The 24,290-nt window shown below is 59.9% G+C and carries 22 protein-coding genes and 2 tRNA genes; 10 read left to right on the forward strand and 14 right to left on the reverse strand.

Going from position 1 to position 24,290, the window contains the following annotated elements; all coding sequences use genetic code 11:
- Positions 1-53: 53 nt before the first annotated feature.
- Together fadE and ACUTSC_RS10945 are read left to right on the forward strand one after the other, a co-directional pair.
- Entirely contained in the window at positions 54-2,510 is a 2,457-nt protein-coding gene (gene fadE, locus ACUTSC_RS10940) for an acyl-CoA dehydrogenase FadE (RefSeq protein ID WP_197766898.1), read from the forward strand.
- Positions 2,511-2,799: 289 nt separating this feature from the next.
- Positions 2,800-2,952 (forward strand): Hok/Gef family protein, encoded by a 153-nt coding sequence (locus ACUTSC_RS10945; RefSeq protein ID WP_004930217.1) that lies wholly within the window; start codon positions 2,800-2,802, stop codon positions 2,950-2,952.
- Between the two features lie 73 nt (positions 2,953-3,025).
- On the opposite strand, the gene mtnK is transcribed toward ACUTSC_RS10945, so the two are convergent.
- Positions 3,026-4,225, reverse strand: a complete 1,200-nt coding sequence (gene mtnK, locus ACUTSC_RS10950; protein WP_063990826.1) for an S-methyl-5-thioribose kinase — start codon at positions 4,223-4,225, stop codon at positions 3,026-3,028.
- 145 nt (positions 4,226-4,370) lie between these two features.
- On the opposite strand from mtnK, the gene mtnA reads away from it, so the two are divergent.
- Positions 4,371-5,399 (forward strand): S-methyl-5-thioribose-1-phosphate isomerase, encoded by a 1,029-nt coding sequence (mtnA, locus tag ACUTSC_RS10955; protein ID WP_197766899.1) that lies wholly within the window; start codon positions 4,371-4,373, stop codon positions 5,397-5,399.
- Between the two features lie 17 nt (positions 5,400-5,416).
- On the opposite strand, the gene ACUTSC_RS10960 is transcribed toward mtnA, so the two are convergent.
- From ACUTSC_RS10960 to ACUTSC_RS10970, 3 genes are read right to left on the reverse strand one after another with little or no spacing between them, the layout of a single operon-like run.
- Positions 5,417-5,959, reverse strand: a complete 543-nt coding sequence (locus tag ACUTSC_RS10960; RefSeq protein WP_015376726.1) for a 1,2-dihydroxy-3-keto-5-methylthiopentene dioxygenase — start codon at positions 5,957-5,959, stop codon at positions 5,417-5,419.
- On the reverse strand, positions 5,956-6,645 hold the full coding sequence (gene mtnC / locus ACUTSC_RS10965) for an acireductone synthase (protein ID WP_197766900.1): 690 nt from the start codon (positions 6,643-6,645) through the stop codon (positions 5,956-5,958). Before mtnC ends, ACUTSC_RS10960 begins: the two co-directional genes overlap by 4 nt.
- Entirely contained in the window at positions 6,642-7,256 is a 615-nt protein-coding gene (locus ACUTSC_RS10970; RefSeq protein WP_164040372.1) for a methylthioribulose 1-phosphate dehydratase, read from the reverse strand. Before ACUTSC_RS10970 ends, mtnC begins: the two co-directional genes overlap by 4 nt.
- A 164-nt stretch (positions 7,257-7,420) precedes the next feature.
- Here ACUTSC_RS10970 and ACUTSC_RS10975 point away from each other — a divergent pair, with 164 nt between their 5' ends.
- Together ACUTSC_RS10975 and ACUTSC_RS10980 are read left to right on the forward strand one after the other, a co-directional pair.
- Positions 7,421-8,581, forward strand: coding sequence for a methionine aminotransferase (locus ACUTSC_RS10975; protein ID WP_197766901.1), 1,161 nt, complete (start codon positions 7,421-7,423; stop codon positions 8,579-8,581).
- Positions 8,569-9,342 carry an amidohydrolase gene (locus ACUTSC_RS10980; protein ID WP_197773009.1) on the forward strand — a complete coding sequence of 258 codons (774 nt, stop codon included), beginning with the start codon at positions 8,569-8,571 and terminating at the stop codon, positions 9,340-9,342. The genes ACUTSC_RS10975 and ACUTSC_RS10980 overlap by 13 nt, the downstream gene beginning before the upstream one ends.
- Here ACUTSC_RS10980 and hpxK read toward each other — a convergent pair.
- The 4 genes from hpxK to ACUTSC_RS11000 form a co-directional block, all read right to left on the reverse strand.
- Positions 9,334-10,587, reverse strand: a complete 1,254-nt coding sequence (gene hpxK, locus ACUTSC_RS10985) for an allantoate amidohydrolase (RefSeq protein WP_197773008.1) — start codon at positions 10,585-10,587, stop codon at positions 9,334-9,336. The two genes, ACUTSC_RS10980 and hpxK, sit on opposite strands and share 9 nt — an antisense overlap.
- The gene (locus ACUTSC_RS10990) at positions 10,584-11,828 is read right to left on the reverse strand and encodes an aminotransferase class V-fold PLP-dependent enzyme (protein ID WP_197766904.1); all 1,245 of its coding nucleotides are present in this window, start codon (positions 11,826-11,828) and stop codon (positions 10,584-10,586) included. Before ACUTSC_RS10990 ends, hpxK begins: the two co-directional genes overlap by 4 nt.
- Before the next feature lie 208 nt (positions 11,829-12,036).
- The gene (locus ACUTSC_RS10995) at positions 12,037-12,876 is read right to left on the reverse strand and encodes an SIS domain-containing protein (RefSeq protein ID WP_197766905.1); all 840 of its coding nucleotides are present in this window, start codon (positions 12,874-12,876) and stop codon (positions 12,037-12,039) included.
- A gap of 136 nt (positions 12,877-13,012) precedes the next feature.
- Positions 13,013-13,891, reverse strand: a complete 879-nt coding sequence (locus ACUTSC_RS11000; protein WP_130018575.1) for a siderophore-interacting protein — start codon at positions 13,889-13,891, stop codon at positions 13,013-13,015.
- Between the two features lie 229 nt (positions 13,892-14,120).
- On the opposite strand from ACUTSC_RS11000, the gene ACUTSC_RS11005 reads away from it, so the two are divergent.
- Positions 14,121-16,361 (forward strand): TonB-dependent siderophore receptor, encoded by a 2,241-nt coding sequence (locus ACUTSC_RS11005; RefSeq protein ID WP_443003634.1) that lies wholly within the window; start codon positions 14,121-14,123, stop codon positions 16,359-16,361.
- 106 nt (positions 16,362-16,467) lie between these two features.
- On the opposite strand, the gene ACUTSC_RS11010 is transcribed toward ACUTSC_RS11005, so the two are convergent.
- Positions 16,468-16,544: transfer RNA gene (locus ACUTSC_RS11010), tRNA-Asp, on the reverse strand.
- Positions 16,545-16,688: 144 nt separating this feature from the next.
- Positions 16,689-17,432, reverse strand: coding sequence for a DNA polymerase III subunit epsilon (gene dnaQ / locus ACUTSC_RS11015; protein WP_004930195.1), 744 nt, complete (start codon positions 17,430-17,432; stop codon positions 16,689-16,691).
- 71 nt (positions 17,433-17,503) lie between these two features.
- Here dnaQ and rnhA point away from each other — a divergent pair, with 71 nt between their 5' ends.
- On the forward strand, positions 17,504-17,971 hold the full coding sequence (rnhA, locus tag ACUTSC_RS11020) for a ribonuclease HI (RefSeq protein ID WP_197766907.1): 468 nt from the start codon (positions 17,504-17,506) through the stop codon (positions 17,969-17,971).
- Here the strand turns inward: rnhA and ACUTSC_RS11025 are convergent.
- Entirely contained in the window at positions 17,968-18,687 is a 720-nt protein-coding gene (locus tag ACUTSC_RS11025) for a methyltransferase domain-containing protein (RefSeq protein ID WP_197766908.1), read from the reverse strand. The two genes, rnhA and ACUTSC_RS11025, sit on opposite strands and share 4 nt — an antisense overlap.
- Before the next feature lie 44 nt (positions 18,688-18,731).
- Between ACUTSC_RS11025 and gloB the strand changes: the two genes are divergently transcribed.
- Together gloB and mltD are read left to right on the forward strand one after the other, a co-directional pair.
- On the forward strand, positions 18,732-19,487 hold the full coding sequence (gloB, locus tag ACUTSC_RS11030; protein ID WP_197773006.1) for a hydroxyacylglutathione hydrolase: 756 nt from the start codon (positions 18,732-18,734) through the stop codon (positions 19,485-19,487).
- Between the two features lie 71 nt (positions 19,488-19,558).
- Positions 19,559-20,941 carry a murein transglycosylase D gene (gene mltD, locus ACUTSC_RS11035; protein ID WP_197766910.1) on the forward strand — a complete coding sequence of 461 codons (1,383 nt, stop codon included), beginning with the start codon at positions 19,559-19,561 and terminating at the stop codon, positions 20,939-20,941.
- Between the two features lie 52 nt (positions 20,942-20,993).
- Here mltD and ACUTSC_RS11040 read toward each other — a convergent pair whose 3' ends face one another.
- Complete coding sequence (locus ACUTSC_RS11040) at positions 20,994-21,788, reverse strand: endonuclease/exonuclease/phosphatase family protein (RefSeq protein WP_025160092.1); 795 nt, start codon at positions 21,786-21,788, stop codon at positions 20,994-20,996.
- 331 nt (positions 21,789-22,119) lie between these two features.
- Between ACUTSC_RS11040 and yafC the strand changes: the two genes are divergently transcribed.
- Entirely contained in the window at positions 22,120-23,007 is an 888-nt protein-coding gene (gene yafC / locus ACUTSC_RS11045) for a DNA-binding transcriptional regulator YafC (RefSeq protein WP_130018577.1), read from the forward strand.
- A gap of 43 nt (positions 23,008-23,050) precedes the next feature.
- On the opposite strand, the gene dkgB is transcribed toward yafC, so the two are convergent.
- The gene (dkgB, locus tag ACUTSC_RS11050) at positions 23,051-23,854 is read right to left on the reverse strand and encodes a 2,5-didehydrogluconate reductase DkgB (RefSeq protein ID WP_197766912.1); all 804 of its coding nucleotides are present in this window, start codon (positions 23,852-23,854) and stop codon (positions 23,051-23,053) included.
- 213 nt (positions 23,855-24,067) lie between these two features.
- Positions 24,068-24,144: transfer RNA gene (locus ACUTSC_RS11055), tRNA-Asp, on the reverse strand.
- Between the last annotated feature and the right edge of the window lie 146 nt (positions 24,145-24,290).

The following is a 24,290-nucleotide window of genomic DNA, read 5'->3' on the forward strand; positions in this document are numbered from 1 at the left end:
AACCTATTACATACACACAACAGGTCAGACCTCTTACTACTTCGGAGCTTCTTATGATGGTTCTTAGTATCGTCGTTTTCCTGGCTCTCCTCGGCGTGGTGTTCTACCACCGAGTGAACCTTACCCTCAGCAGCCTGATCCTGGTGGCGTACACCGCCGCCATGGGCGCTATCGGCCTGTGGAGCTTCTGGCTGTTGCTGCCGCTGGCTATCGTGCTGCTGCCGCTGAACCTTTCCTCTGTGCGCCGTTCCCTGCTCTCCGCGCCGGCGCTGCGCGCCTTCCGCAAGGTGATGCCGCCGATGTCCACCACCGAGAAGGAAGCGATCGACGCCGGCACCACCTGGTGGGAAGGTGATCTGTTCCGCGGCGCGCCGGACTGGAACAAGCTGCACAGCTACCCGAAACCGCGCCTGACGGAAGAAGAGCAGGCGTTTATCGACGGCCCGGTGGAAGAAGCCTGCCGCATGGCCAACGACTTCCAGATCACCCACGAACTGGCCGATCTGCCGCCTGAACTCTGGGCGTACCTGAAAGAACACCGTTTCTTCGCGATGATCATCAAGAAAGAGTACGGCGGTCTGGAATTCTCCCCTTACGCTCAGGCGATGGTGCTGCAAAAACTGGCCGGCGTTTCCGGTATCCTGGCGATCACCGTCGGCGTGCCGAACTCCCTCGGCCCGGGCGAACTGCTGCAGCACTACGGCACCGAAGAACAGAAAAACCACTATCTGCCGGGCCTGGCGCGCGGCGACGAGATCCCTTGCTTCGCGCTGACCAGCCCGGAAGCGGGCTCCGATGCCGGTGCCATTCCGGACGTCGGCACCGTGTGCATGGGCGACTGGCAAGGCAAGCAGGTGCTGGGCATGCGCCTGACCTGGAACAAGCGCTACATCACGCTGGCGCCGGTCGCCACCGTACTGGGCCTGGCGTTCAAACTGCATGACCCGAACCGCCTGCTGAGCGACAACGAATCCCCGGGCATCACCTGTGCGCTGATCCCGACCAGCACGCCGGGCGTGGAAATCGGCAACCGCCACTTCCCGCTGAACGTGCCGTTCCAGAACGGCCCGACCCGCGGCACAGACGTGTTCGTCCCGATCGATTACATTATCGGCGGCCCGAAAATGGCCGGCCAGGGCTGGCGCATGCTGGTTGAGTGTCTGTCGGTCGGTCGCGGCATCACCCTGCCGTCCAACTCTACCGGCAGCCTGAAATCCATCGCCCTGGCGACCGGTGCCTACGCGCACATTCGCCGTCAGTTCAAAATCTCCATCGGCAAGATGGAAGGGATCGAAGAGCCGTTGGCCCGCATCGCCGGCAACACCTATGTGATGGACGCCGCCGCTTCGCTGATCACCTATGCACTGGTGCAGGGCGAGAAGCCGGCCGTGCTGTCGGCCATCGTCAAATACCACTGTACGCACCGCGGCCAGCAGTCGATCGTTGACGCCATGGACATCGCCGGCGGTAAAGGGATCATGCTCGGCGAATCCAACTTCCTGGCTCGTGCCTATCAGGGCGCACCGATCGCCATCACAGTGGAAGGCGCGAACATCCTGACCCGCACCATGATGATCTTCGGTCAAGGCGCGATCCGCTGCCATCCTTATGTGCTGGATGAAATGGCGGCGGCGCAAAGCAACGATCTGAACGCCTTCGATAAATCGCTGTTCGGCCATCTGGGCCACGTCGGCAGCAACAAGGTACGCAGCTTCTGGCTGGGCCTGACTAACGGCCGCACCAGCGCCACGCCGACCAAGGACGCGACCCGTCGTTACTATCAGCAGTTGAACCGCCTGAGCGCCAACCTGGCGTTGCTGTCGGACGTTTCCATGGGCGTGCTGGGCGGCAGCCTGAAGCGCCGCGAGCGCATCTCCGCTCGCCTGGGGGACATCCTCAGCCAGATGTATTTGGCTTCCGCCGTGCTGAAACGCTTTGACGACGAAGGCCGTCAGAAAGAAGATCTGCCGCTGGTGCATTGGGGCGTGCAAGACAGCCTGCATAAAGCCGAACAGGCGCTGGATGACCTGCTGCGCAACTTCCCGAACCGCTTTATCGCCGGCGCGATGCGCTTCGTGGTCTTCCCGCTCGGCCGTGTGCATACCGCACCGTCCGATCGTCTGGATCACCAGTTGGCCAAGATCCTGCAGGTGCCTTCCGCCACCCGCAGCCGTCTGGGACGCGGCCAGTACCTGACGCCGAGCGAACATAACCCAATCGGCCTGCTGGAAGCGGCGCTGGCCGACGTGATGGCCGCCGAGCCGATTCACGAACGTCTGTGCAAGGCGGTCGGCAAAAACCTGCCGTTCACCCGTCTGGATCGTTTGGCGGAACGCGCGCTGGAAGAAGGCAAGATCAGCGCCGACGAAGCGAAAATTCTGGTGAAAGCCGAAGAGAGCCGTCTGCGCTCCATCAACGTGGACGACTTCGCGCCGGATGCGCTGGCGGCCGCCAAGCCGGAAAAGCCGGCGGCGCAGTCTAAGCGCCAACAGCAGACCGAAGCGGCTTAACGCCAATTCCCACTCCACGCATCCAAGGGGCGATCATCATCGCCCCTTTTTCTTTTCTTGCATCACCAACTGCGCACCGCGCCGCAGGTTGGCGCAACGGCGGATTTCACGGGAAGGAAGTTCGAGTAGACTGCGCGGCGGGTGCTCTGGATCTTTCTGTCCGGAGCCTTGGCAAAGGAGAGAAAGAGAAAGGCCCCGAGTCGATATTATCAACCCGAGGCCACTCTGATGCCAAGCAACATCAGGTTAGCCTCTTACCCGCCGCAAGGCAAGGATAGGGAGGTCAAAAATGCAGCAAAAACGGGTCGTACTTAAACTGGTGATCGTCTGTATGACGCTGATCGCGTTCATCTGGCTAACCCGCGGTTCGCTGTGCGAACTGCGCATCAGGCTGGGAGACTCGGAGGTTGCGGCCACTTTGGCTTACGAATCCGAACGGTAAGGCAACCCAACGGCGGGGTTCGCCCCGCCCGTTGGCTGATGGTGTCAGGCAGGATCCACGAGCACCCGCCTTTTCAACCTTGCTGGCGAATACGCGCCAACAGCGCGTCAATATGCTCGATCTGCGGCGCATTGACGATCAGCGTGCGCCCCAGTCCCAGCGCATGGCGCTGGCAGTCGAGGCGCATATCGGCGTCGGCGATGCTGTCCAGATCGGCGACGTGCGCCAGGCCGATGGTGCGCCGAATCAGTTCGGTGCCGCAATACCCTACTGCGTCAGTCCAGACCTGCTGCAGGAACTGCTCAGCGTAACCCGGCGTCGCCAGCGCCGCATCGCGGCTCTGCTGATGGCATAGCGCCAGGAAGCGATCGGCGAAAATCAGCCACAGCTCGCGCACATCCTGCAGGCGCTGCTCGCGCCCGGCGGCGGCGTCGCGCGGCCCGAACAACCCCGGCAAGCCGCAATAGTTGAGCAGCAAGTTGCCTAACGCAGTGCCGATATCGAAACCGATCGGGCCGTAGAAACCGAATTCAGCGTCGATCGCCTTCAACCGCCCTTCCGCCACGAAGATCGAACCGCTGTGAATATCGCCGTGCAACAGCGCTTCCGCCTTACTGAGGAAGCGATGTTTCAGGCCGGCGACCGCCAGCTTCAGCGGCGCATCCTCACGCAGCGCCTGCACCTGCGGCAACAGCGCCGCCTCGAACTGATTGCGCTCATGATCGACATAGGGATCGGTAAAGAACAGATCTTCGGTGATCTGGCACAGCTCGGGGTTGGTGAAACGGCTGACTTCCGCCTTCTTCTGCTGCGCCGACTGATAAAAATCGGAGGTGTGGAACAGCGTCTGCGCCAGGTATTCCGCCAGCTGCCCGGCCGCCAGCGGGTGATAGTTGCCCTGCACCAGCTCGCTGCGCCAGATGCGATGATCGGAGAGGTCTTCCTGCACCATCACCGCCAATTCGGGATCGTGATGCAAGACTTTTACCGTATGCCGCGGGCAGAAACCGCCGTGGACCAGCAACGTTTCCGCTTCGATGCGCGCCCGATCCAGCGTCAGCGGCCAGGATTCGCCCACGCAGCGCACGTAGGGCAGCGCCTGTTTGACGATCACCCGGCTCACGCCTTCACGATCGCGGATCTTGAACACCAGGTTCAGGTTGCCGTCACCGATCTCGTCGGCGCTCACCAGCGCCTGCGGTTCGGCCACCTGCCCGTACTGGCGGGCGTATTCAACGGCGTCGGCAGCCGTAAACGTACGATAAAGCGACATTCCCCAACCCCTCTGTTCTCTCTCACTGACCCAGCGATTCTGTTTATTTAGACGTAAAAGCATTTGGACGTCTATACATCTGGAAGTCATGTTGGCAGAATAGCGTTTCAGATGCAATAACCACGCAACAAGGAATTAACCGCCGATGCAAGCGCTTAACACCACCAGTTTGACCCTGCAGGACAACCGCCTTTGGATCCTCGATCAGCAAGCCCTGCCGCAGGAAAAGCGGTGGCGCGCCTGCGACAGCGTGGAGGAATTGGTCGGGCACATTCACAGCCTGCGGGTGCGCGGCGCGCCGCTGATCGGGCTGTCTGCCAGCCTGCTGTTGGCGCTGCTCGCGGAACGCGGTCTGCCGCGCGCCGAGCTGGAGCAGGCGCTGCACACGCTGCGCGCCGCGCGCCCGACGGCGGTCAACCTGATGAATAATCTGGATCGCATGAAGCTGGCGCTGGCGGAGCCTGATTGGGGGCCGGCGATGGTGAGCGAAGCGCTGCGGTTGGTGGAAGAAGATCGCCGATTGTGCGATCGCATTGCCGATCACGGCGCTGGGCTGGTCAAGCCCGGCAGCCGCCTGCTGACCCACTGCAATACCGGCGGGTTGGCCACCGCCGGCGTCGGCACCGCCATCGGCGTGCTGCTGCACGCTCACCGGCAGGGCAAGGTGCAACAGGTGTGGGTCGATGAAACCCGGCCGCTGCTGCAGGGCGGCCGCCTGACCGCCTGGGAGCTGGGCGAGTTGGGCATTCCCTATCGCCTGATCTGCGATTCGATGGCCGCCAGCCTGATGGCACAGGGCCTGGTCGATGCGGTATGGGTCGGCGCGGATCGCATCGCCGCCAACGGCGACGTCGCCAACAAGATCGGCACCTACAGCCTGGCGGTGCTGGCGCACTACCACGGCATCCCGTTCTACGTGGCCGCCCCGCATACCACCCACGATCCGCACTGCCCGGACGGCGCCGCCATTCCAATCGAGCAGCGCGCGGCGGCCGAAGTCACCGGCGTTTCAGGCAGCTTTGGCACCTGCCAGTGGGCGCCGAACGAGGCACCGGTCTACAATCCGGCGTTCGACGTTACGCCGGCCAAGCTCATCAGCGGATGGGTATTCGACAGCGGCGTGATTACGCCGCAGCAGGTTGAAGCGGGGATCTTCCGACGGGCGTTGGGTTAACGCCCGCGGGTTGACGATCAGTCCAGACGCGGATAGGCATCGGCGATCTTGTCGCCGGTGAAATGCGCCACCCAGCCTTCCGGGTTGTCGAACACCCGGATCGCGGTGAAATGCGGGGCCGATCCCATATCGAACCAGTGCCGGGTGTTGGCCGGCACCGAGATCAGATCGTTCTTTTCGCACAGGATCTGGAAGATCTTGCCGTCCAGATGCAGGCAAAACAGCCCTGCGCCTTCGACGAAAAAGCGCACTTCATCTTCGCCGTGCGTATGTTCGGACAGGAATTTTTCACGCAGCGCCTGGCGCTGTTCATGGTCCGGCCGCATGCTGATCACGTCCCAGCTCTGGTAACCCTTTTCCGCCACCAGCCGGTCTATCTCATGCTGGTAGGCGGCGATCACCGCCTCCGGCTGCGGGTTGTCGCCCAGCTCGCGATCCGCCTGCCAGCGCTCAAAGCGCACGCCGATTTGCGCCAACTGCCGCTGGATCTCCTGTGCATCGCGGCTCTGCCACAGCGGCTGCTGCGGCGCTGTATCGCTGAAAATGGTCAATCCACTCATGAGACGAACTCCCCTAAATCGATACGATCAAAACGGTTAACCTGCGGATGCCGGCTCTGGTCGTCCGCGTCATCGCGGATCAGCTGGCAGGTATGCCAGCCGGCGGTCTGCGCCGCATCCAGCTCCTGGTAGATGTCGGACAAAAACAGCAGCTCGTCGGGCGCGATGCCGATAGCCTGCGCGATGTTGCGGTACGACGCGGTTTCACGCTTGGCGCCGACGTGCGTATCAAAATAGCCGCTGAACAGCGGCTGCAGATCGCCCGCGTCGCTGTGGCCGAACAGCAGCTTCTGCGCCTCCACCGAACCGGAGGAATAGACATAAAGCTTCACCCCCTGCCGCTGCCAGGCGGCCAACTGCCCCGCGACTTCCGGATACAGATGCCCGCGGAAGTCCCCTTCGCGGTAACCGCTGCGCCAGATGATGCCCTGCAACGCCTTGAGCGCGGTGGATTTGCGATCTTCATCCATAAAGCGGTACAGGGCGGCGATCAGCGTGTCGAGATCAGCCTGCGGCTGGTCAATTTCAGCGCGCAGCGCCGCCAGCGGCGCGGCGACTTCGCTCTCAGCGGCATGGCGGCGCACAAAATCCGCCAGCCGTTCGCGGGCGTAAGGAAACAGTACCTGATGCACGAAGCGAATATCGCTGGTGGTGCCTTCAATATCGGTCACGATAGCGCGGATCATTTCGCCTCCAGTAAGCGGCGTTGCAGTTCACACTGGAACAAGAATTCCAGCCCTTCGAGATGACGGCGAGCTTCCGCCACCTGACTCCCCCAGCAATACAGACCGTGACCGCGCACCAGAAAGCCGTATTGCAACGGCGTGGCCTCGGCATAGGCCGCCACGCGCGCCGCCAGCCGGGGAATGTCCTGATCGTTGTCGAAAATGGGGATCGCCACGCTGTCCAGGTGGCTGCGCTGGCCGGCCAGCGACTTCTGCATTTCGTACCCCTGCAGCACCAGCGCATCGCCGCGCTCCACCCGCGACAGGACGGTAGCGTTGACGGAATGGGTATGCAGCACCGCGCCGATGTGCGCAGACAGGCGGTAGAGCAACGTGTGCAATCCGGTCTCCGCCGACGGCGTGCGGCCGCTCGGCACATGATTGTCGGCGATATCCACCTGCAGAAAATCGGCGGCGCTCAGGCTGCCCTTGTCTTTGCCGGACTCGGTGACCAGGCACTGACGTTCGTCCAGGCGCAGCGACATGTTGCCGCCGGTCGCCGGGCACCAGCCTTTGTCGCCAATCCAGTGGCAGGCCGCCAGCAATGCGGTAAGTTGCGGATTATCCGTCATTATTATCGTTTCCCGTTCGGTAAGGCGGCCGGCAGATGAAGCTTTGCCTGCCGCGTGGCGGGCTAAGCACTTTTTCGCATTTAGCCATCTAAGCGTCTTGATTGCCAAATACTAGCATCGTGTTATATTGACGGCAATATAAGCGCCTGGAGTATTCACCTGCTATGAGCACTTCCGCATTGATTCCCGAAAGCAAACTGCCCTCACTGGGCACCACCATCTTTACCCAGATGAGCGCGCTGGCGCAGCAGCACCAGGCGATCAACCTGTCGCAGGGCTTCCCCGATTTCGACGGCCCGGACTACCTGAAAGAACGTCTGGCCTGGCACGTCGCCCAGGGCGCCAACCAATATGCGCCGATGACCGGCGTGGCGCCGCTGCGCGAAGCCATCGCCGACAAAACCGCCGAGCTGTATGGCTGGCAACCGGACGCCACCGCAGAAGTGACCGTCACCGCCGGCGCTACCGAGGCGCTGTTCGCCGCCATCAGCGCGCTGGTGCGCCCCGGCGACGAGGTGGTCTGCTTCGATCCCAGCTACGACAGCTATGCACCGGCGGTGACGCTGGCCGGCGGCATACTCAAACGCATCGCCCTGCAGCCGCCCGCGTTTGCCGTGGATTGGCCAACGTTCGCCGCCGCGCTGTCGCCGCGCACCCGCCTGGTGATCGTCAACACGCCGCACAACCCGTCCGCTACCGCCTGGCAGGCGGAAGACATGCAGCAGTTGTGGCACGCTGTCGCCGAACGCGAAATCTACGTGCTCAGCGACGAGGTTTACGAACACATCTGCTTCGCCAAAGGCGGCCACGCCAGCGTGCTGGCCCACCCGCAGCTGCGCCAGCGCGCGATCGCGGTGTCCTCTTTCGGCAAAACCTTCCACATGACCGGCTGGAAAGTGGGTTACTGCGTAGCGCCCGCCGCGCTGAGCGCCGAGGTGCGCAAAGTGCATCAATACCTGACCTTTTCGGTCAATACCCCGGCCCAGCTGGCACTGGCGGATAGCCTGCGCGCAGAGCCGGAGCACTGGCGACAGCTGCCGGCGTTCTATCGCGCCAAACGCGACCGCTTTGTGCAAGCGCTGGCGAGCAGCCGACTGGAAATTTTACCCTGCGCGGGTACATACTTCTTGCTGGCGGACTACAGCGCCATCTCCGATCTGGACGATGTGGCGTTCTGCCATTGGTTAACCGAGCACGTGGGCGTGGCGGCCATTCCGCTGTCGGTCTTCTGTGCCGATCCTTTCCCCCATAAATTGATCCGGCTGTGCTTCGCTAAACAGGACGCCACGCTGGATGCAGCTGCGGAGCGGTTATGTCGACTTTAAAAATTACCCTGTTGCAGCAGCCGCTGGTCTGGCGCGACGGCCCCGCCAACCTGGCGGCTTTCGATGCGTTGCTGGCGCCGATCGTCGGGCGCGATCTTATCGTCTTGCCGGAGATGTTCACCACCGGTTTTGCCATGGATGCCGGCGAGAGCGCCCTGCCCGAACAGCAGGTGATCGACTGGCTGCACGGTTGGGCGGTGAAAAGCCACGCGTTAATCGGCGGTAGCGTGGCGCTGAAAACCGACGAGGGTGCGGTCAACCGTTTCCTGTTGGTCGAGCCGGGCGGCCAGGTGCACGCCTATGACAAACGCCACCTGTTCCGCATGGCCGGCGAACATCTGCACTACCAGGCCGGCAACCGGCGTGAAATCTTCGAGTGGCGCGGCTGGCGCATCCTGCCGCAGATCTGCTACGACCTGCGTTTCCCGGTCTGGGCGCGCTATCAGCAGGATTACGATCTGGCGCTGTACGTCGCCAACTGGCCGGCGCCGCGCAGCAGCCATTGGCAAACGCTGCTGGCGGCGCGGGCGATTGAAAATCAGGTGTATGTGGCGGGCTGCAACCGGGTGGGCGAAGATCCCAACGGCCTGAATTACAGCGGAGACAGCTTGATCATCAGCCCTCAGGGCGAGATCCTGGCAGATGCGGAGCCCGGCGCGCCCACGCGGCTGGACGCCGAGCTGTCGCTGGAAACCCTGCAAAGTTACCGCAGCGCCTTCCCGGCCTGGCGCGATGCCGACAGCTTTCTGCGTTTAGACTGATTCCCCCTTCTCCCAGCCGGCGATCATCAGGCAATAGGCCTGGATCGCCAGCGCCACGTCCGCCTGCCGCACCGCTTCGTCCGGATGATGGCTGACGCCGCCGGCGCAACGCACGAACAGCATGCCGACCGGCCATTGCGCCGCCACGGCGATGGCGTCGTGCCCGGCGCCGCTCGGCAGCGCCAGGCTACGGCCCTGCACTTGTGCGACAGCCACCTGCCAGCGGCGCTGCAGGTCCACGTCGCAGGCGGTGGCATCAATGCGATAAAACGCCTCGCTGGCGAAGCGCATTCCACGCCGCGCGCAGATCGCCTGCGCCTGCGCCAGCAACGTCGTCAATAGCGCCGCCAGCGGCGCATCCTGCGGGCCGCGCACATCGAGCGTCAATCGCACCTCACCGGGGATCACATTGACCGCGCCCGGCAGACTCTCGATGCAGCCGACGGTGGCCACCAGTGGCGAATCGGCGCCGCAGGTCAGCGTTTCTACCGCCGTGATCCATTCTGCCGCGGCCACCAGCGCATCTTTGCGCTGCCCCATCGGCACCGTGCCGGCGTGGCCCGCCTCGCCGCTGAAAGTGCAGTTAAGCCGGCGCGCGCCATTGATCGCCGTCACCACGCCCAGCGCCAAATCGGCCGCCTCCAGACATGGGCCCTGTTCGATATGTAATTCGAGATAGGCGCGAATTTCGTTTGGTGCGCGACGCGCCTGCGCGATCGCCGCCGGATCCAGCCCAAAGTCGCGCATCGCCTGCGCGATGCTCACGCCGTCGGCGTCGGTGCGCGCCAGCCACTCTGCGGGCCACTGGCCGGTCAGGCCGCGGCTGCCGAGCAGCGTGACGCCAAAGCGCGCGCCCTCCTCGTCGGCAAAGCCGATCACCTCCAGCGCCAGCGGTAATCGATGCCCCTGGCGGTGATAGTGCGCCACCGTTTCCAGCGCCGTGAGCACGCCGAGCATGCCGTCATAGCGCCCGGCGTTACGCACCGTGTCCAAATGCGAACCGAGCAGCAGCGCGGGGGCCCCGGGCGTGTGCCCTTCATAGCGGCCGCAGATATTGCCGACGCTGTCCTGCCAAACCTGCATGCCGCTCTCACGCATCCACTCCCCGACTCGGTGATTGGCGCGCCGATGTTCGGCGGAGAGATAAAGACGCGTCAGCCGATCGGGCTCTGCGCTGATCGCCGCCAGCTCGTCACAGCGCGCCATCACCCGTGCGGCGGCCTGCTGTGCCTCCCGCGGCGTCATCCACGCTTGCCTGCGTCATAAACGTTCCAAGCAGCCTGCAACGCCTCGCCCTGCTTGCTGGCGAAACCGAGGCGGTTCAGCACCGCCTCCAGCGCCGCCAGGGTTTGCAGCACGCAATCTTTGCGCGCGTTGTAGCCCATGGTGCCAATGCGCCAGATCTTGCCCTGCAGCGGGCCGAACGAGGTGCCGATTTCAATGCCAAAGTCGTTCAGCATCATCTGCCGCACCTGTTCACCCTGTAACTGCGGCGGGATCATCACGCCAAGCACGTTGTTCATGCGGTGCTCGAGATCGCCGAACACCGCCAGCCCCATGCCCCGGATGCCCGCCAGCATCGCCGCGCCGTGCAGCCGGTGGCGGGCGATGGCATGATCCAGCCCTTCTTCGAGGATCACCCGCGCGCATTCTCGCGCCGCGAACAGCATGCTGGTGGCTTCGGTATGGTGATTGAGGCGCTCCGGCCCCCAATAATCCATGATCATGCCGATGTCGAAATAGTTGGAGTAGATCATCTCGTCGTCGCCGTCGGCGTGCTCGGCGGTGCGGATCCCCTCCTCCACGCATTTACGGCGGCGCACAATCTCTTCAAACTGCGGGCTGAGAGTGACCGGCGAGCTGCCGGAGGGGCCGCCCAGGCACTTCTGCAGCCCGGCGGAGACCGCATCCAGCCCCCAGGCATCGGTCTCCAGCGGGTTACCGCCGAAGGAAGCCGTCGCATCGGTATAGAACAGCACGCCGTGGCGGCGACAGATATCGCCCAGCTCATGCAGCGGCTGCAGCATGGTGGTGGACGTGTCGCCCTGCACCGTCAGCAGCAGGCGCGGGCGCACTCGCTTAATCGCGTCTTCGATGCGATCGGCGCTGAACACCTCGCCCCACGGTACCTCGATCGTGTGCACCTCGGCACGGCAGCGGCGGGCAATCTCGCACAGCAGATGCCCGAAACGGCCGAAGACCGGCACCAGCACCTTATCGCCCGGCCGAATGGCGGAAATCAGCAGCGCCTCGATACCGGCGCGCGAGGTGCCATCCACCAGCATCGTCCAGCGGTTTTCGGTGCGGAACAGCGCGCGATACAGCGCCATGACCTGATTCATGTAACCGGTCATCGCCGGATCGTACTGGCCGATCAGCTGGCTCGACATGGCGCGCAGCACGCGCGGATCGGCGTTGATCGGCCCCGGCCCCATCAGCAGGCGCGCCGGCGGGTTAATCTGATCGAATTGCGAGATATCCAACATGTTCATTCCCTGTCAGCTTAGTAAGTTATTGAGTTATGCCTTCAGCGTCGACATGACGTTTGTTTGCTGCCCAACAGCCTACTCCCGATAGGAATTCAGTTGAAACAAAAGATTCTTATGATCAATTAATGAAACCAAAGTAACACAATGAGGTGACCGATCCGCCTTAAACGGCGGAAGGTGAAGGAAGGGAAATGACCTGCCGCGCTTAACGCAGCTCCAGTTCGTCCAGCGCCTGGAACAGTTCGGCGACGTGATGAATGCGCTGCCGCCCCTGCGCCAGCTGCTCATGCAGCAACGCATTGCTGAGCAGGCTGGCCAGGCTCATGGCGGCAGCATAGCTGTCAAAGGCCGACACGCTGTCGAGCGGTACGGTCAAGTGCCAGTTGGCCAATGGGAACAACGCCTGCGCCTGCGGTTCACAGATCAACAGTGTCGGCACCCCGCGGCTTTGCAACAGCGCCAGCACTGCCTTTATCTGGCGCGGCCGGCGACGGAACGCCACCACCACCGCCACGTCCTGCGGCGTCAGCCCCGCCAGATCTTCCGCCAGCGTCTGTCCCGGCTGCGGCGCCAGCAGCACCTGTTCACGCACCTGCATCAGCTGCTGGCGCAGGTGCATCGCCACCGGATAGCTGTTGCGCAACCCCAGCAGCAGTACGCCTCGCGCCTGCGCCAGTGCGGCGATCGCCGCGCTGAACTGCACCGCATCGATCTGCTTTACCCAGCGGGTGAGATTGGCCATTTCCTGCTTACAGTGCCGCGCCAACAGCGTATCGCCCTGCACCGCATCACGGCTGTCGGTCAGCGGCATGCCGCTCTGGCGCAGGGTGCGCAGCTCATCGCGCATGGTGCGGTAGTTGGGGTAGCCCAGCCGTTTGAACAAGCGGCTGACCGTGGCTTTGGAAACGCCGCTCAGGCGCGCCAGCTCGGCGCTGTTGTAACCGATCAAATCGTCATAGTGATCGAAGATGAAGTCGGCCACCCGCTGCTCCTGCGGCGTCAGCTGTGGGTAGTCGCGGCGCAGGCGTTCGTCGAACCGTTGCATTATCGTTCTCGCTGTAACCTTCGTTTCAGCGGAACATAACACGGTCGAACTACCCGCTGGCAAGCGATTATTCGTTGATGGGGAATGGCAGCGGCATGCCCTTTTTCAGCGCCAATGCAGGAAAAGGGCTGCGCGTTCAGCACCAATAGGCCATGAAGTTGACGGTAGCGCGATCCAGATCGCGTTCGCCGATCAGATAACGCCGCAGCGTTTTCACCGTGGAAGACTCAGCCGCCACCCAGGCATAAAAAGCGTTGCCGCCGGCCGCCCGCTCCCACAGCACCTCATCGCTCAGGCTGCTTTCCGCCAGGGACTGCGCCTGCGCACACGCCGACGCGGGGATATCGACCCGCTGGCGCACCGCCTCCACCAGCAACGTGCCGTGCGCCAGTTGGTGGCCTACGTCACGCGGCAGCCAGTAAACCTCGGCGAACGGGAAACGGGCCAAATCCAGGCAATCCCCCGCCACCGGCACCTCAAAAAATGCCTGCACTCGCGGCGGATTGGCCTGCTGCGCCAGCTGCTCCAGAATACCCATCGCCGCCGGCACCGCCGTCTCATCGGCGATCAACAGCGCCTGCTGCAACTGCGCCGGCGGCACCCATTCGTAGCCGCCGCTGTCACCGTCGAAGTCAGCGTTGGGGGCGACCGTCTGAAGGGCGTCACCCGGCTCGGCGTGGGTCGCCCAGGCGGAGGCTGGGCCGTTCACGCCATGCAGCACGAATTCGACGTCCATCTGATTCTGCTCACGGCGCAGCGCACGCAGCGTGTAGGTGCGCATCACCGGACGCTGTTCTTTGGGGATCGCCATGTAATCGCCGTACCAGTCCGGGCCGTTGACCAATTGCGGGATCTTGCCGTCCGCCGCCGGGAACAACAGTTTGATGCGCTGATCCGGCGCTTCCAGCTTCATCCGATGAATATCCGCACCTTCAAACACGCAGCGTACCAGCGAAGGTGAAATCAGCGTTTTGCTTTTCAAGGTGATATCAAAAATTCTGTAGCTGGCGGACATGTTCTCGATTCTCCGGCAACGCTGTCGCTTGTGCGTATGGCCGATCGGCTGCCGTGTTGACGGTGTGGGGTGCTCGATCGCGCAGCGGGTAAAATGTTAATAAAACTAATTGATTACGTTAATGTATCGCAAAAAATCATATCATGATTTTATTGATAACAAGAAACGTTATTGATAAAAGAATCATTCTCAAAAATAGAGTAATAACAATATCACCTGGGAAATAACGATGAAACGCAAACACCTTTGGGTATTGAACCCTTGTCTGTTGGCAATGCTTGCGCCGGCGGCTTGGGCAGAAGATCAGAAAGCCGGCAACGAAGAGCAGTTGGTGGTCTCCGCCAGCCGTTCGCACCGCAGCGTGGCGGAAATGGCGCAGACCACTTGGGTCATCGAAAGCCAAGAGATCGAACAGCAGGTTCAGGGCGGTAAAGAGATCAAGGACATGTTGGCGCAGCTGATCCCCGGTATGGACGTCAGCGGCCAGGGCCGCACCAACTATGGCATGAATATGCGCGGCCGTTCGATGATGGTGATGATCGACGGCGTACGCCTGAATTCATCGCGCAGCGACAGCCGCCAGTTGGATTCGATCGATCCGTTCAATATCGATCATATTGAGGTGATTTCCGGCGCGACTTCGCTGTACGGCGGTGGCAGCACCGGCGGCCTGATCAACATCGTCACCAAAAAGGGGCAACCGGAACAGCAGGTCGAGTTGCAGATCGGCGGTAAAACCGGCTTTGGCGGCCATAACGATCACGACGAGAACGTGGCAGCGGCGGTCAGCGGCGGCAACGACAACGCCTCGGGGCGCCTGTCCGTTTCTTACCAACGCTATGGCGGCTGGTACGACGGCAAAGGCAATGAGGTACTGATCGACAATACCCAAACCGGCCTGCAGTATTCCGATCGCCTTGACGTGATGGGCACCGGCACCCTCAACATCGACGATCATCAACAGCTGCAGCTGACCACCCAATACTACAAAAGCCAATCCGACGGCGACCACGGCCTGTTCCTGGGGGAAAACTTCGCGGCGGTGACGGGCAACGCCAAGGCATACAACAGCGGCAACTTAAATTCCGACCGCATCCCCGGCACCGAACGCCACCTGATCAACCTGCAGTATTCCAACACCGATTTCCTCGGCCAGGATTTGGTGGCGCAGGTCTATTACCGCGACGAAACCTTGACCTTCTACCCATTCCCGACGCTGGCGGGCAAAGCGCCGGACTATTACGTCAGCAGCATTGGCGCTTCGCAGCAAAAAACCGATTTCTACGGCGGCAAGCTGACGTTAAACAGCAAGCCTGTCGATGCGCTGACGCTGACTTACGGCATCGACGCCGAGCATGAGAGCTTCAACGCCAACCAACAGTTCTTCAACCTGGCGAAGGCGCAACAGTCCGGCGGCATGACGCTGGAGAACGCTTACAGCACCGGCCGCTACCCGAGCTATACCACCAGCAACCTAGCGTCGTTCCTGCAGGCCAGCTACGACATCAACCCGATATTCACCCTGAGCGGCGGCGTGCGTTACCAGTACACCGAAAACAAGATTGACGACTTCGTCGGTTATAACCAGCAGCAGGCAATCGCCACCGGCGCCGCGACGTCCGCCGACGCGATACCGGGAGGGAAAACCGACTACAACAACGCGCTGTTTAATGCCGGCCTGTTGGCGCACCTGACCGATCGCCAGCAAACCTGGTTCAACTTCTCTCAGGGCTTCGAGATCCCGGACCCGGGCAAATATTACGGCAACGGCACCTACGCGTTGAACGGCGGCCATTACCGGCTGCTGAAGAGCGTCAACGTCGGCGATTCCAAGCTGGAAGGCATCAAGGTCAATGCCTACGAGCTGGGTTGGCGCTATACCGGCGATAACCTGCGCACGCAAATCGCCGCCTACTACTCGCTGTCCGACAAGAGCATCGCCATCAACAAAACCGACATGACCATCAACGTCAATGCGGACAAGCGCCGCATCTACGGGGTGGAAGGCGCGGTGGATTATTTCTTTGAAGACAGCGACTGGAGCGCCGGCACCAACTTCAACGTTATCCGTTCCGAAACCAAGGTCAACGGCGAATGGAAGAAGCTGGTGGTGGATACCGCCAGCCCATCGAAAGTCACCGCCTATGTCGGCTGGGCGCCGGGCGACTGGAATCTGCGCTTACAGTCGCAGCAAACCTTCGACGTGTCGGACGACGGCGATTACACCAAGGCCAACTCCACTCAGGGCCGCAAGATCGATGGCTACAACACCCTCGACTTCCTCGGCAGCTATACCCTGCCGGTAGGGAAAATCAGCTTCAGCGTGGAAAACCTGCTGGACAAGGAGTACACCACCGTTTGGGGCCAACGCGCGCCGATCCTGTACAGCCCAACCTACGGCTCGCCTGAGCTGTACAGCTATAAAGGCCGAGGACGCACCTTCGGCTTGAACTATTCGGTGTTATTCTGAGGAATAAGGGGCCGGTCCGCCGGTCCCTTTTATTGGGCCGCACCGTTTTTCAGAGAGCTGAAACGACGAAGCCCTGAGTTATCGCTAACTCAGGGCTTCTGAATAGTGGCGGAACGGACGGGGCTCGAACCCGCGACCCCCTGCGTGACAGGCAGGTATTCTAACCAACTGAACTACCGCTCCGCGCCATTCCCTCTTGCGGGGGAACGAGGCGCATATTACGGACGCCTCACGGTTCCGTCAACGCCTTTTTCTCACCAAATGAACCGTTTGCACAGTTTTTCAACGAAGCTTCATCCGGTGCGTTTTTTTCGTGCAAAAATGCCGTTACTCGGCCGGCGCACCGCGCCACAGGCAGCTGCCGCCCTTTTTCGCCACCAGATCCAGACGCGCCTCGTGCGCCTTCACTTCTTCGTCGCTGGCGTAGACCACTTTCATCGCCGTCGCCGGGCGGACGATGCGCTGAATTTCTTGCGCGGCGTCGTTTTGCTGGGTATCACCCTCCATCTGGAACGCTATCGAGGTCTGACCGCCGGTCATCGCCAGATAAACTTCCGCCAGGATCTCGGCATCGAGCAATGCGCCGTGCAGCGTACGCTTGCTGTTGTCTATCTCATAACGGCTGCACAAGGCATCGAGGTTGTTGCGCTTGCCCGGGAACAGGCGGCGCGCCATCAGCAGGCTGTCGGTGATGGTGCAGAAGGTCTCGGTCTTCGGGATGCCCTGCTGCAACATGCGGAATTCGTGATCCATAAAGCCGATATCGAACGCCGCGTTATGGATCACCAGCTCGCCGCCGCGGATAAAGTCGAGGAATTCCTCGGCAACCTGATCGAAGGTCGGCTTGTCGGCCAGGAAATCGTCGCTGATGCCGTGTACGCCGTAGGCTTCCGGATCCACCAGCCGATCCGGCTTGATGTAAACGTGGAAATTGCGCCCGGTCAGGCGGCGGTTAATCACCTCCACCGCACCGATTTCAATGATGCGGTGCCCTTCGTAGTGCACCCCAAGCTTGTTCATACCGGTGGTTTCGGTATCGAGGACAATCTGTCTGGTGGTTGTAGAGATCATATTGCAGTGCTCGCAGCGCTCGTTTATGTCAGACTTGGCTTTTAAAAACTGATAGGAAGAGTCTACCAGAGATGCTCAAACAGGTAGAAATTTTCACCGACGGCTCCTGCCTTGGCAACCCCGGCCCCGGTGGCTACGGTGCGATATTACGCTATAAGCAGACGGAAAAAACCTTCAGCGAGGGTTTTCGTCTGACCACCAATAACCGCATGGAAATGATGGCGGCGATCGTGGCGCTGGAAGCACTGACCGCGCCCTGCGCCGTGACGCTCAGTACCGACAGCCAGTATGTGCGCCAGGGCATCACCAGTTGGATCCATAACTGGAAGAAGCGCGGCTGGAAAACCGCCGACAAAAAGCCGGTCAAGAATGTCGATCTGTGGCAGCGGTTGGATCAGGCCATTCAGCGGCACGAGGTGAGGTGGGAATGGGTCAAGGGCCACGCCGGCCACCCGGAAAACGAACGTTGTGATGTATTGGCGCGCGAAGCGGCCGGTAAGCCGACACAGGAAGACGTCGGTTACCAACCGGAAGCCTAAGGCAGTTTGCGATAGCTCTTGGTCGCGCCCACCGCGCGGCTGAGAGACGGTTTTCTCGCCCCCAGTTTCATCAGCGTGGGCGTCAGCGGCAAAGTGCGTTTCCGCGCCACAATCACGCTCATGCAGCCCAGCGCCGGCAAATGGGTGCATAAAAACTTGCCGCCCTGGCGATGCCACGGCAGCACGTGAAAACGCGCCTGGTGCAGCACCTCGTAATTCAGCAGGCTAAGCCAATCCAGCAGCCGCATCTGGGTAAACATGCGGCTGACATAGGGCTGACGGCGACGCAATCCGGGCACCAGCTTACCCAACCCCAGCAGGCTGAACGGATTGAAGCTGCTGATAACCACCCAGCCGTCGTCGATCAACACCCTGTCTACTTCACGCAGCATGCGGTGCGGATCGTCTGCATAGGACAGCGTATGCGCCAACAGGCAGGCATCCACCGACTTGGCGGCAAACGGCAGTTGATAAGCATCGGCGATCACCTGCAGCCCTTCTCCCTCCAGCCCTACGTTGACCTGATGGGAAATCGCGCATTTGTCCGTGGCCAGCTCGGCGCTGAGCATGCCCATCTTCAGCAGATGGAAACCGAACAGCTTTGGCCACCAGGGTTGCAACTGCCGCTCGAGCGCTTCACGATAATACTCCCCCCACGGCAGCTCGGCCCAGGACTGCGGGCCGGTGAGCTTTTGTAGAGTATGGGCTGGTTTCATGATTTATTATCTTCTTTCAAGCCGTTGCCAACGAGAGGTACACCATGAATCTTATCAGCATTCCCGCCTTCCAGGACAATTACATTTGGTTATTGGATGACCGACAGGGGCGCTGCATTATCGTCGATCCGGGTGAGGCGCGGCCGGTACTCGAAGCGCTGCAGCGCCTGCAGCTGGTGCCGGCGGCGATCCTGCTGACCCACCATCATCACGATCACGTCGGCGGCGTGGCGCAGATCGTCGCCCAGTACCCCGGCCTGGCTGTCTATGGGCCGCAAGAAACCGCAGACAAAGGCGCCAATCACATCGTCCGTGACGGCGACACCTTTAACATCGATGGGTGCCAGTTCAGGACTTTTGCCGTCCCCGGCCATACATTGGGCCATGTGGCATTCTATAGTGCCCCTTATCTGTTCTGCGGCGACACAATTTTCTCCGCCGGCTGCGGCAGACTGTTTGAAGGCACCGCCAAACAAATGTACGACTCATTTCAACAACTCGCGCAACTTCCCGATAACACCTTAATTTGCTGCGCGCATGAATATACTCTTTCAAATCTTAAGTTTGCGCGGGCTATTTTGCCAGAAGATCGAGAGATTGAAACATATCAACAACATGTTGAAGCGTTAAGGGCAAAAGGCCAAGCCAGTGTGCCGACCACATTGCAATTAGAGCGCAAAATTAACCTATTTTTACGTTGCCATGACACTGATTTACAAAAGAAATTAGGCTTTAATTCACCACCAGAAAGCCTTCATTCAGTTTTTTCCGAATTACGCCTGCGGAAAGATAACTTCTAAGCTTTTAGTTGTGTTATTTGGCGAAGCAAAGTATTATTGCTCGTCTTTTAAGCAACTACATTGACACACACATGAAGGCTAAAGCGATATTTCTCGCCTCAGTCTTGCTAGTGGGTTGCCAGTCGTCCAGGCAGGACGCACCGGCGCCAGAACAGCATGCACAGAGTTTGTCTTCGGCTGGTCAAGATGGTGAAGCAGGAGAGTACACAGCAAATGGCCGAGCGAGCTCGGCGCGGTGGTTGGATAACAACAGTCCCGCCGCGCAACAGGACCTGTGGAACTTCATTAGCGACGAGCTGAAGATGGAGGTTCCGGAAAATTCCCGGATCCGTGATCAGAAAAGAAAGTACTTAAAAAGTAAGAGCTATCTCCACGATGTAACATTACGGGCAGAGCCGTACATGTACTGGATAGTCGGGCAGATTAAGAAACGTAATATGCCGATGGAACTGGTACTGCTACCCATAGTGGAGAGCGCTTTTGACCCACACGCCACGTCAAGTGCCAACGCCGCAGGGCTATGGCAAATCGTGCCGCAAACGGGTCGCAATTATGGTTTGAAAAACAATCAGTGGTATGACGGTCGACGCGATGTCGTCGCCTCGACAACCGCTGCGCTTAACATGATGCAGCGCTTGAACCGCATGTTTAACGGCGACTGGTTATTGACCGTAGCCGCCTATAACAGTGGTGAAGGCCGCGTGATGCAAGCGGTGAAGGCAAACAAACGCCAGGGTAAGCCAACCAATTTCTGGGCATTGTCGCTTCCGCGTGAAACGTCAATCTATGTCCCGAAAATGCTGGCGCTGAGCGACATCATCAAAAACAGCAAGAAGTACGGCGTGAAACTCCCGAAAACGGATGAAACCCGTGCGCTGGCGCGTATCGATGTCGGGCAGCAGATCCAGCTGACTCAGGCGGCTGAGATGGCTGGGCTTTCGGTCACCAAGATGAAAGCGTATAACCCAGGCTACAAAAAAGGCGTTACGGCACCCAACGGGCCCCATTACATCATGGTTCCCAAAGGACATGCCGAGCAACTGAAAGACTCGCTGGCCGATGGCCAGATCGCCGTGACTCAGCCAACGACGCAGTTGGCGAAGAACAGCGGTTTGACCGGTGGCAGTTCGTATAAAGTGCGCTCCGGCGACACCTTATCGGGCATTGCCAAGCGGCTGAACGTTAAGACCAGCGATTTGCAGAGTTGGAACAACTTACGCGCCAAGAGCGCCATAAAAGTTGGGCAAACCCTGCAAGTGGCCAGCAATACTGGCAGTAATAGCAGTATCACCTATCAGGTTCGCAAAGGTGATTCGCTCGCCAGTATCGCACGTCGTCACGGCGTCGATATTAACGACGTGATGCGTTGGAATTCAACGCTCGGTAAAGGCAGTCTGCAACCCGGTCTGAAGTTGACCCTGTTTGTCGGCAACAAGCTAACGCCGGATACCTAAGTTTCCGGCACAAAAAAAGCACCCCTCGGGGTGCTTTTTTATTACCTGTGATTCACCAGACGGGGGAGTCTTTTTCCGGGTGGAACTCCACCAACAACGGATTGTGATCCGACGCGCTGGTCACCAGTACCGAGGCCTCCACCACACCCAGGTTACGGTAAAACACGAAGTCCAGCGGGCGACCAAAGGCCTTGCGGCGGTGATCGTCGGTGAAGCTAACCTCGCGCAGCGCCATTTCGCCGGCAAAGTCATACAGCGCGTTGATACGTTTACGGCTCCAGGCGTTGAAGTCCCCCGCCATGATCACCGGCCCCCGATGGCTGGCGATCTGCTCGCCAATCGGCCCCAGCTGCTTGCTGTAGACGTCGACTCCCAGGCTGAAGTTCACCGCATGGATATTCACCACCATCAACAGCTCGCCATTGTACAGCGGGTAAACGGTGATCAAGGCCGATTTGGACAGCCGCAGCAGCGGCTCACGCTCACGCAGCGGGCAGCAGTAAACCGGATGAGCGGCTGCCAGCGTCATCACGCCGGAAGGATGTTGCGGCAACACAAAGGCCGGCACCTGATCGGCCGCCAGATAGTTGGCGGTAGCGTAGCTCACCAGCTCCGGCGTGGTTTGCGCCTCCTGCAACAACACCAGCTGCGCATCTTTGCCATGATTTTTCAGCACCGAAAGCCAGTCGGCTCGCTGCTGTTTGAAAATATTCCACACCATAACGCGCAAGGCGCCGGTCGTCGGCAGTGCAGCCCCTGGCGGCAACGGCTGGTTAACGGCGCCAGGAAAGATTCGCTCAACTGGCTGGCCTGCAACATACCTCATTGCATAAGTTCGTTTCGGCACGCGATTCGCCTATTACCCATTAGCATGAAACTGGCGATGAAGACTTCGCCAACGGTGAATTGATTATACGCCTGCCCCGCACAGAGGGCATGGCTTTTACAGGCATAACCTTTTCAGTTATAGGGGCCGTCTGCGGCGATTTCAATCTTCTGAGGGTATAGCTGTGTAAAGGTGGTGCAGCAGAGGTGAAAAATGCGAAAGGGCCAACAAAATGCAGGCGGGGAAACAGGAATATGCGCAATCACGTTCATGTGGGTGACGACGATGCTCCGACGTGCTTAAATGACGAAATCGCTAAAAATTTAGAATAGAGCTTGCCTGTGGAGCAAAAATGAAAGCGAATTCGGACGAGCTTATCACCTTCGTTACCGTAGTGGAAAGCGGCAGCTTCAGCCGGGCGGCGGAGCGCCTGCAGCAGGCCAACTCCGTGGTTAGTCGTACAGTAAAAAAACTGGAGAGCAAGCTGGGCGTGACCCTGCTCAACCGCACGACACGCCAAATCAGTCTGACCCAGGAAGGCGAAAACTACTTTCGGCAGGTGCAGAAAGTGTTGAGCGATATGGCCGCAGCGGAAAATGCGTTGATGGAAAGCCGCCAACGTCCGCAGGGGCTGCTGCGCGTCGATGCCGCAACGCCGGTCGTCTTGCATCTGTTGACGCCGCTGGTCGCCGAGTTTCGTGAACGCTATCCGGAAATGTCGCTATCGCTGGTCTCTTCGGAAAACTTCATCAATTTGATCGAACGAAAAGTGGATATCGCCATACGCGTCGGCGAGCTGACGGACTCTACGCTGAAAGCGCGCAAGCTGATGGCCAGCTATCGGCGCATCCTGGCCTCCCCCGCCTACCTGACGCAGTATGGCGCACCAAAGACGGTAGCCGATCTGGAGCACCATTGCTGCATCGGCTTCAACGATCTGCCCAACCTGAACCGCTGGCCGCTGACCTGTGCCGATGGTCGACAACTGGAGATCGTTCCAGGTCTGACTACCAACAGCGGCGAAACCCAGCGCCACCTGTGCCTGCACGGCAACGGCATCGCCTGCCTGTCGGACTTTATGAGTGATGAAGACGTCAAACGCGGAGACCTGGTCCCCCTTCTACTGGAAGACACGTTGCCACTCGAAATGCCGATCAACGCGGTGTACTACAGCGATAGCGCCGTCAGTAACCGCCTGCGCAGTTTTATCGATTTTATCAGCGATCGGCTAAAGCGATAAAAAAGGCGCCCTCTTGGGCGCCTGACGTCGTGATGTCCAGAGATTAATCCCAGTTGGGTGCCAGACCTTCCGGGCTGACCAATCGGCCGTTGCTTTCAAGCGCCGCAATCTGCGCCATATCGTCGTCACTCAGCGCCAGCTGCTGTGCCAACAGGTTGCTTTCCAGGTTTTCACGCTTGGTCGAGGAAGGGATCACCGCATAGCCCAGCTTCAACGCCCAGGCCAAAACCACCTGTGCAGGCGTCGCATTGTGACGTGCGGCGATGCTTTTGATCGTCTCATCCTGCAACGCTTTGCCATACGCCAGCGTCATATAAGAGGTGATGGCAATACCATGCTGCCGTGCGAACGCCACCACTTTTTCATTCTGCAAGAACGGTGACAGCTCAATCTGATTAGTCGCTATCTGATCGGCGCCGACCGAGTCAATTGCCTGCTGCATCAGATCGACCGTGAAATTTGATACCCCTATCTGACGGGTCAGCCCCAAGCGCTTGGCTTCCAGCAGTTCAGTCATAAACTCCGCGACAGGCACCTCATCATTTGGCGATGGCCAGTGAATCAGCGTCAGATCGACATACGAGGTCTGCAGCTTGGCCAAGCTGTCTCGCAGACTGGGGATTAATGCACCCTTTGCCAGATTCGCGATCCAAATCTTGGTCGTGATGAACAACTCGTCACGCGGCACACCGCTAGCGGTGACTGCCTGGCCGACGGCCGCTTCGTTTTCATAGATCTGTGCGGTATCGATAGCCCGATAGCCCAATTCCAGCGCTGTGCTCACTGAGTCGATAACGACCTGATCCTGAAGGCGGAAAGTACCTAAACCAAATGCAGGGATGCTCACAATGTTTACTCTCTCATTAGTGGATAAATAACGATGCGAGAGAGTATGGCAATATTTTTAGTGAGCAAAAACGCCAGGTTCGGCATAATACTTTTGACCAACAGGCAACAATATTGAGAAAAAGCGGCAGGAAGGGCGACAAATTCGACGAGGCTTTATGAATTTTGCATATGAAAAAGCCCTGAGTCAGAGACTCAGGGCTTATCAATTAAGTGGCGGAACGGACGGGGCTCGAACCCGCGACCCCCTGCGTGACAGGCAGGTATTCTAACCAACTGAACTACCGCTCCACCGATTCTTTTACGTCGCATCTCTCGATGCCGACAAATTCGCGCTCTGCGATTTGCGCATTACCAGTCGTCACACTGATAACGTTTATTTGATGCCTGGCAGTGTCCTACTCTCGCATGGGGAGACCCCACACTACCATCGGCGC

The sequence above is a fragment of the Serratia sp. TSA_105.2 genome (genome assembly GCF_052692115.1).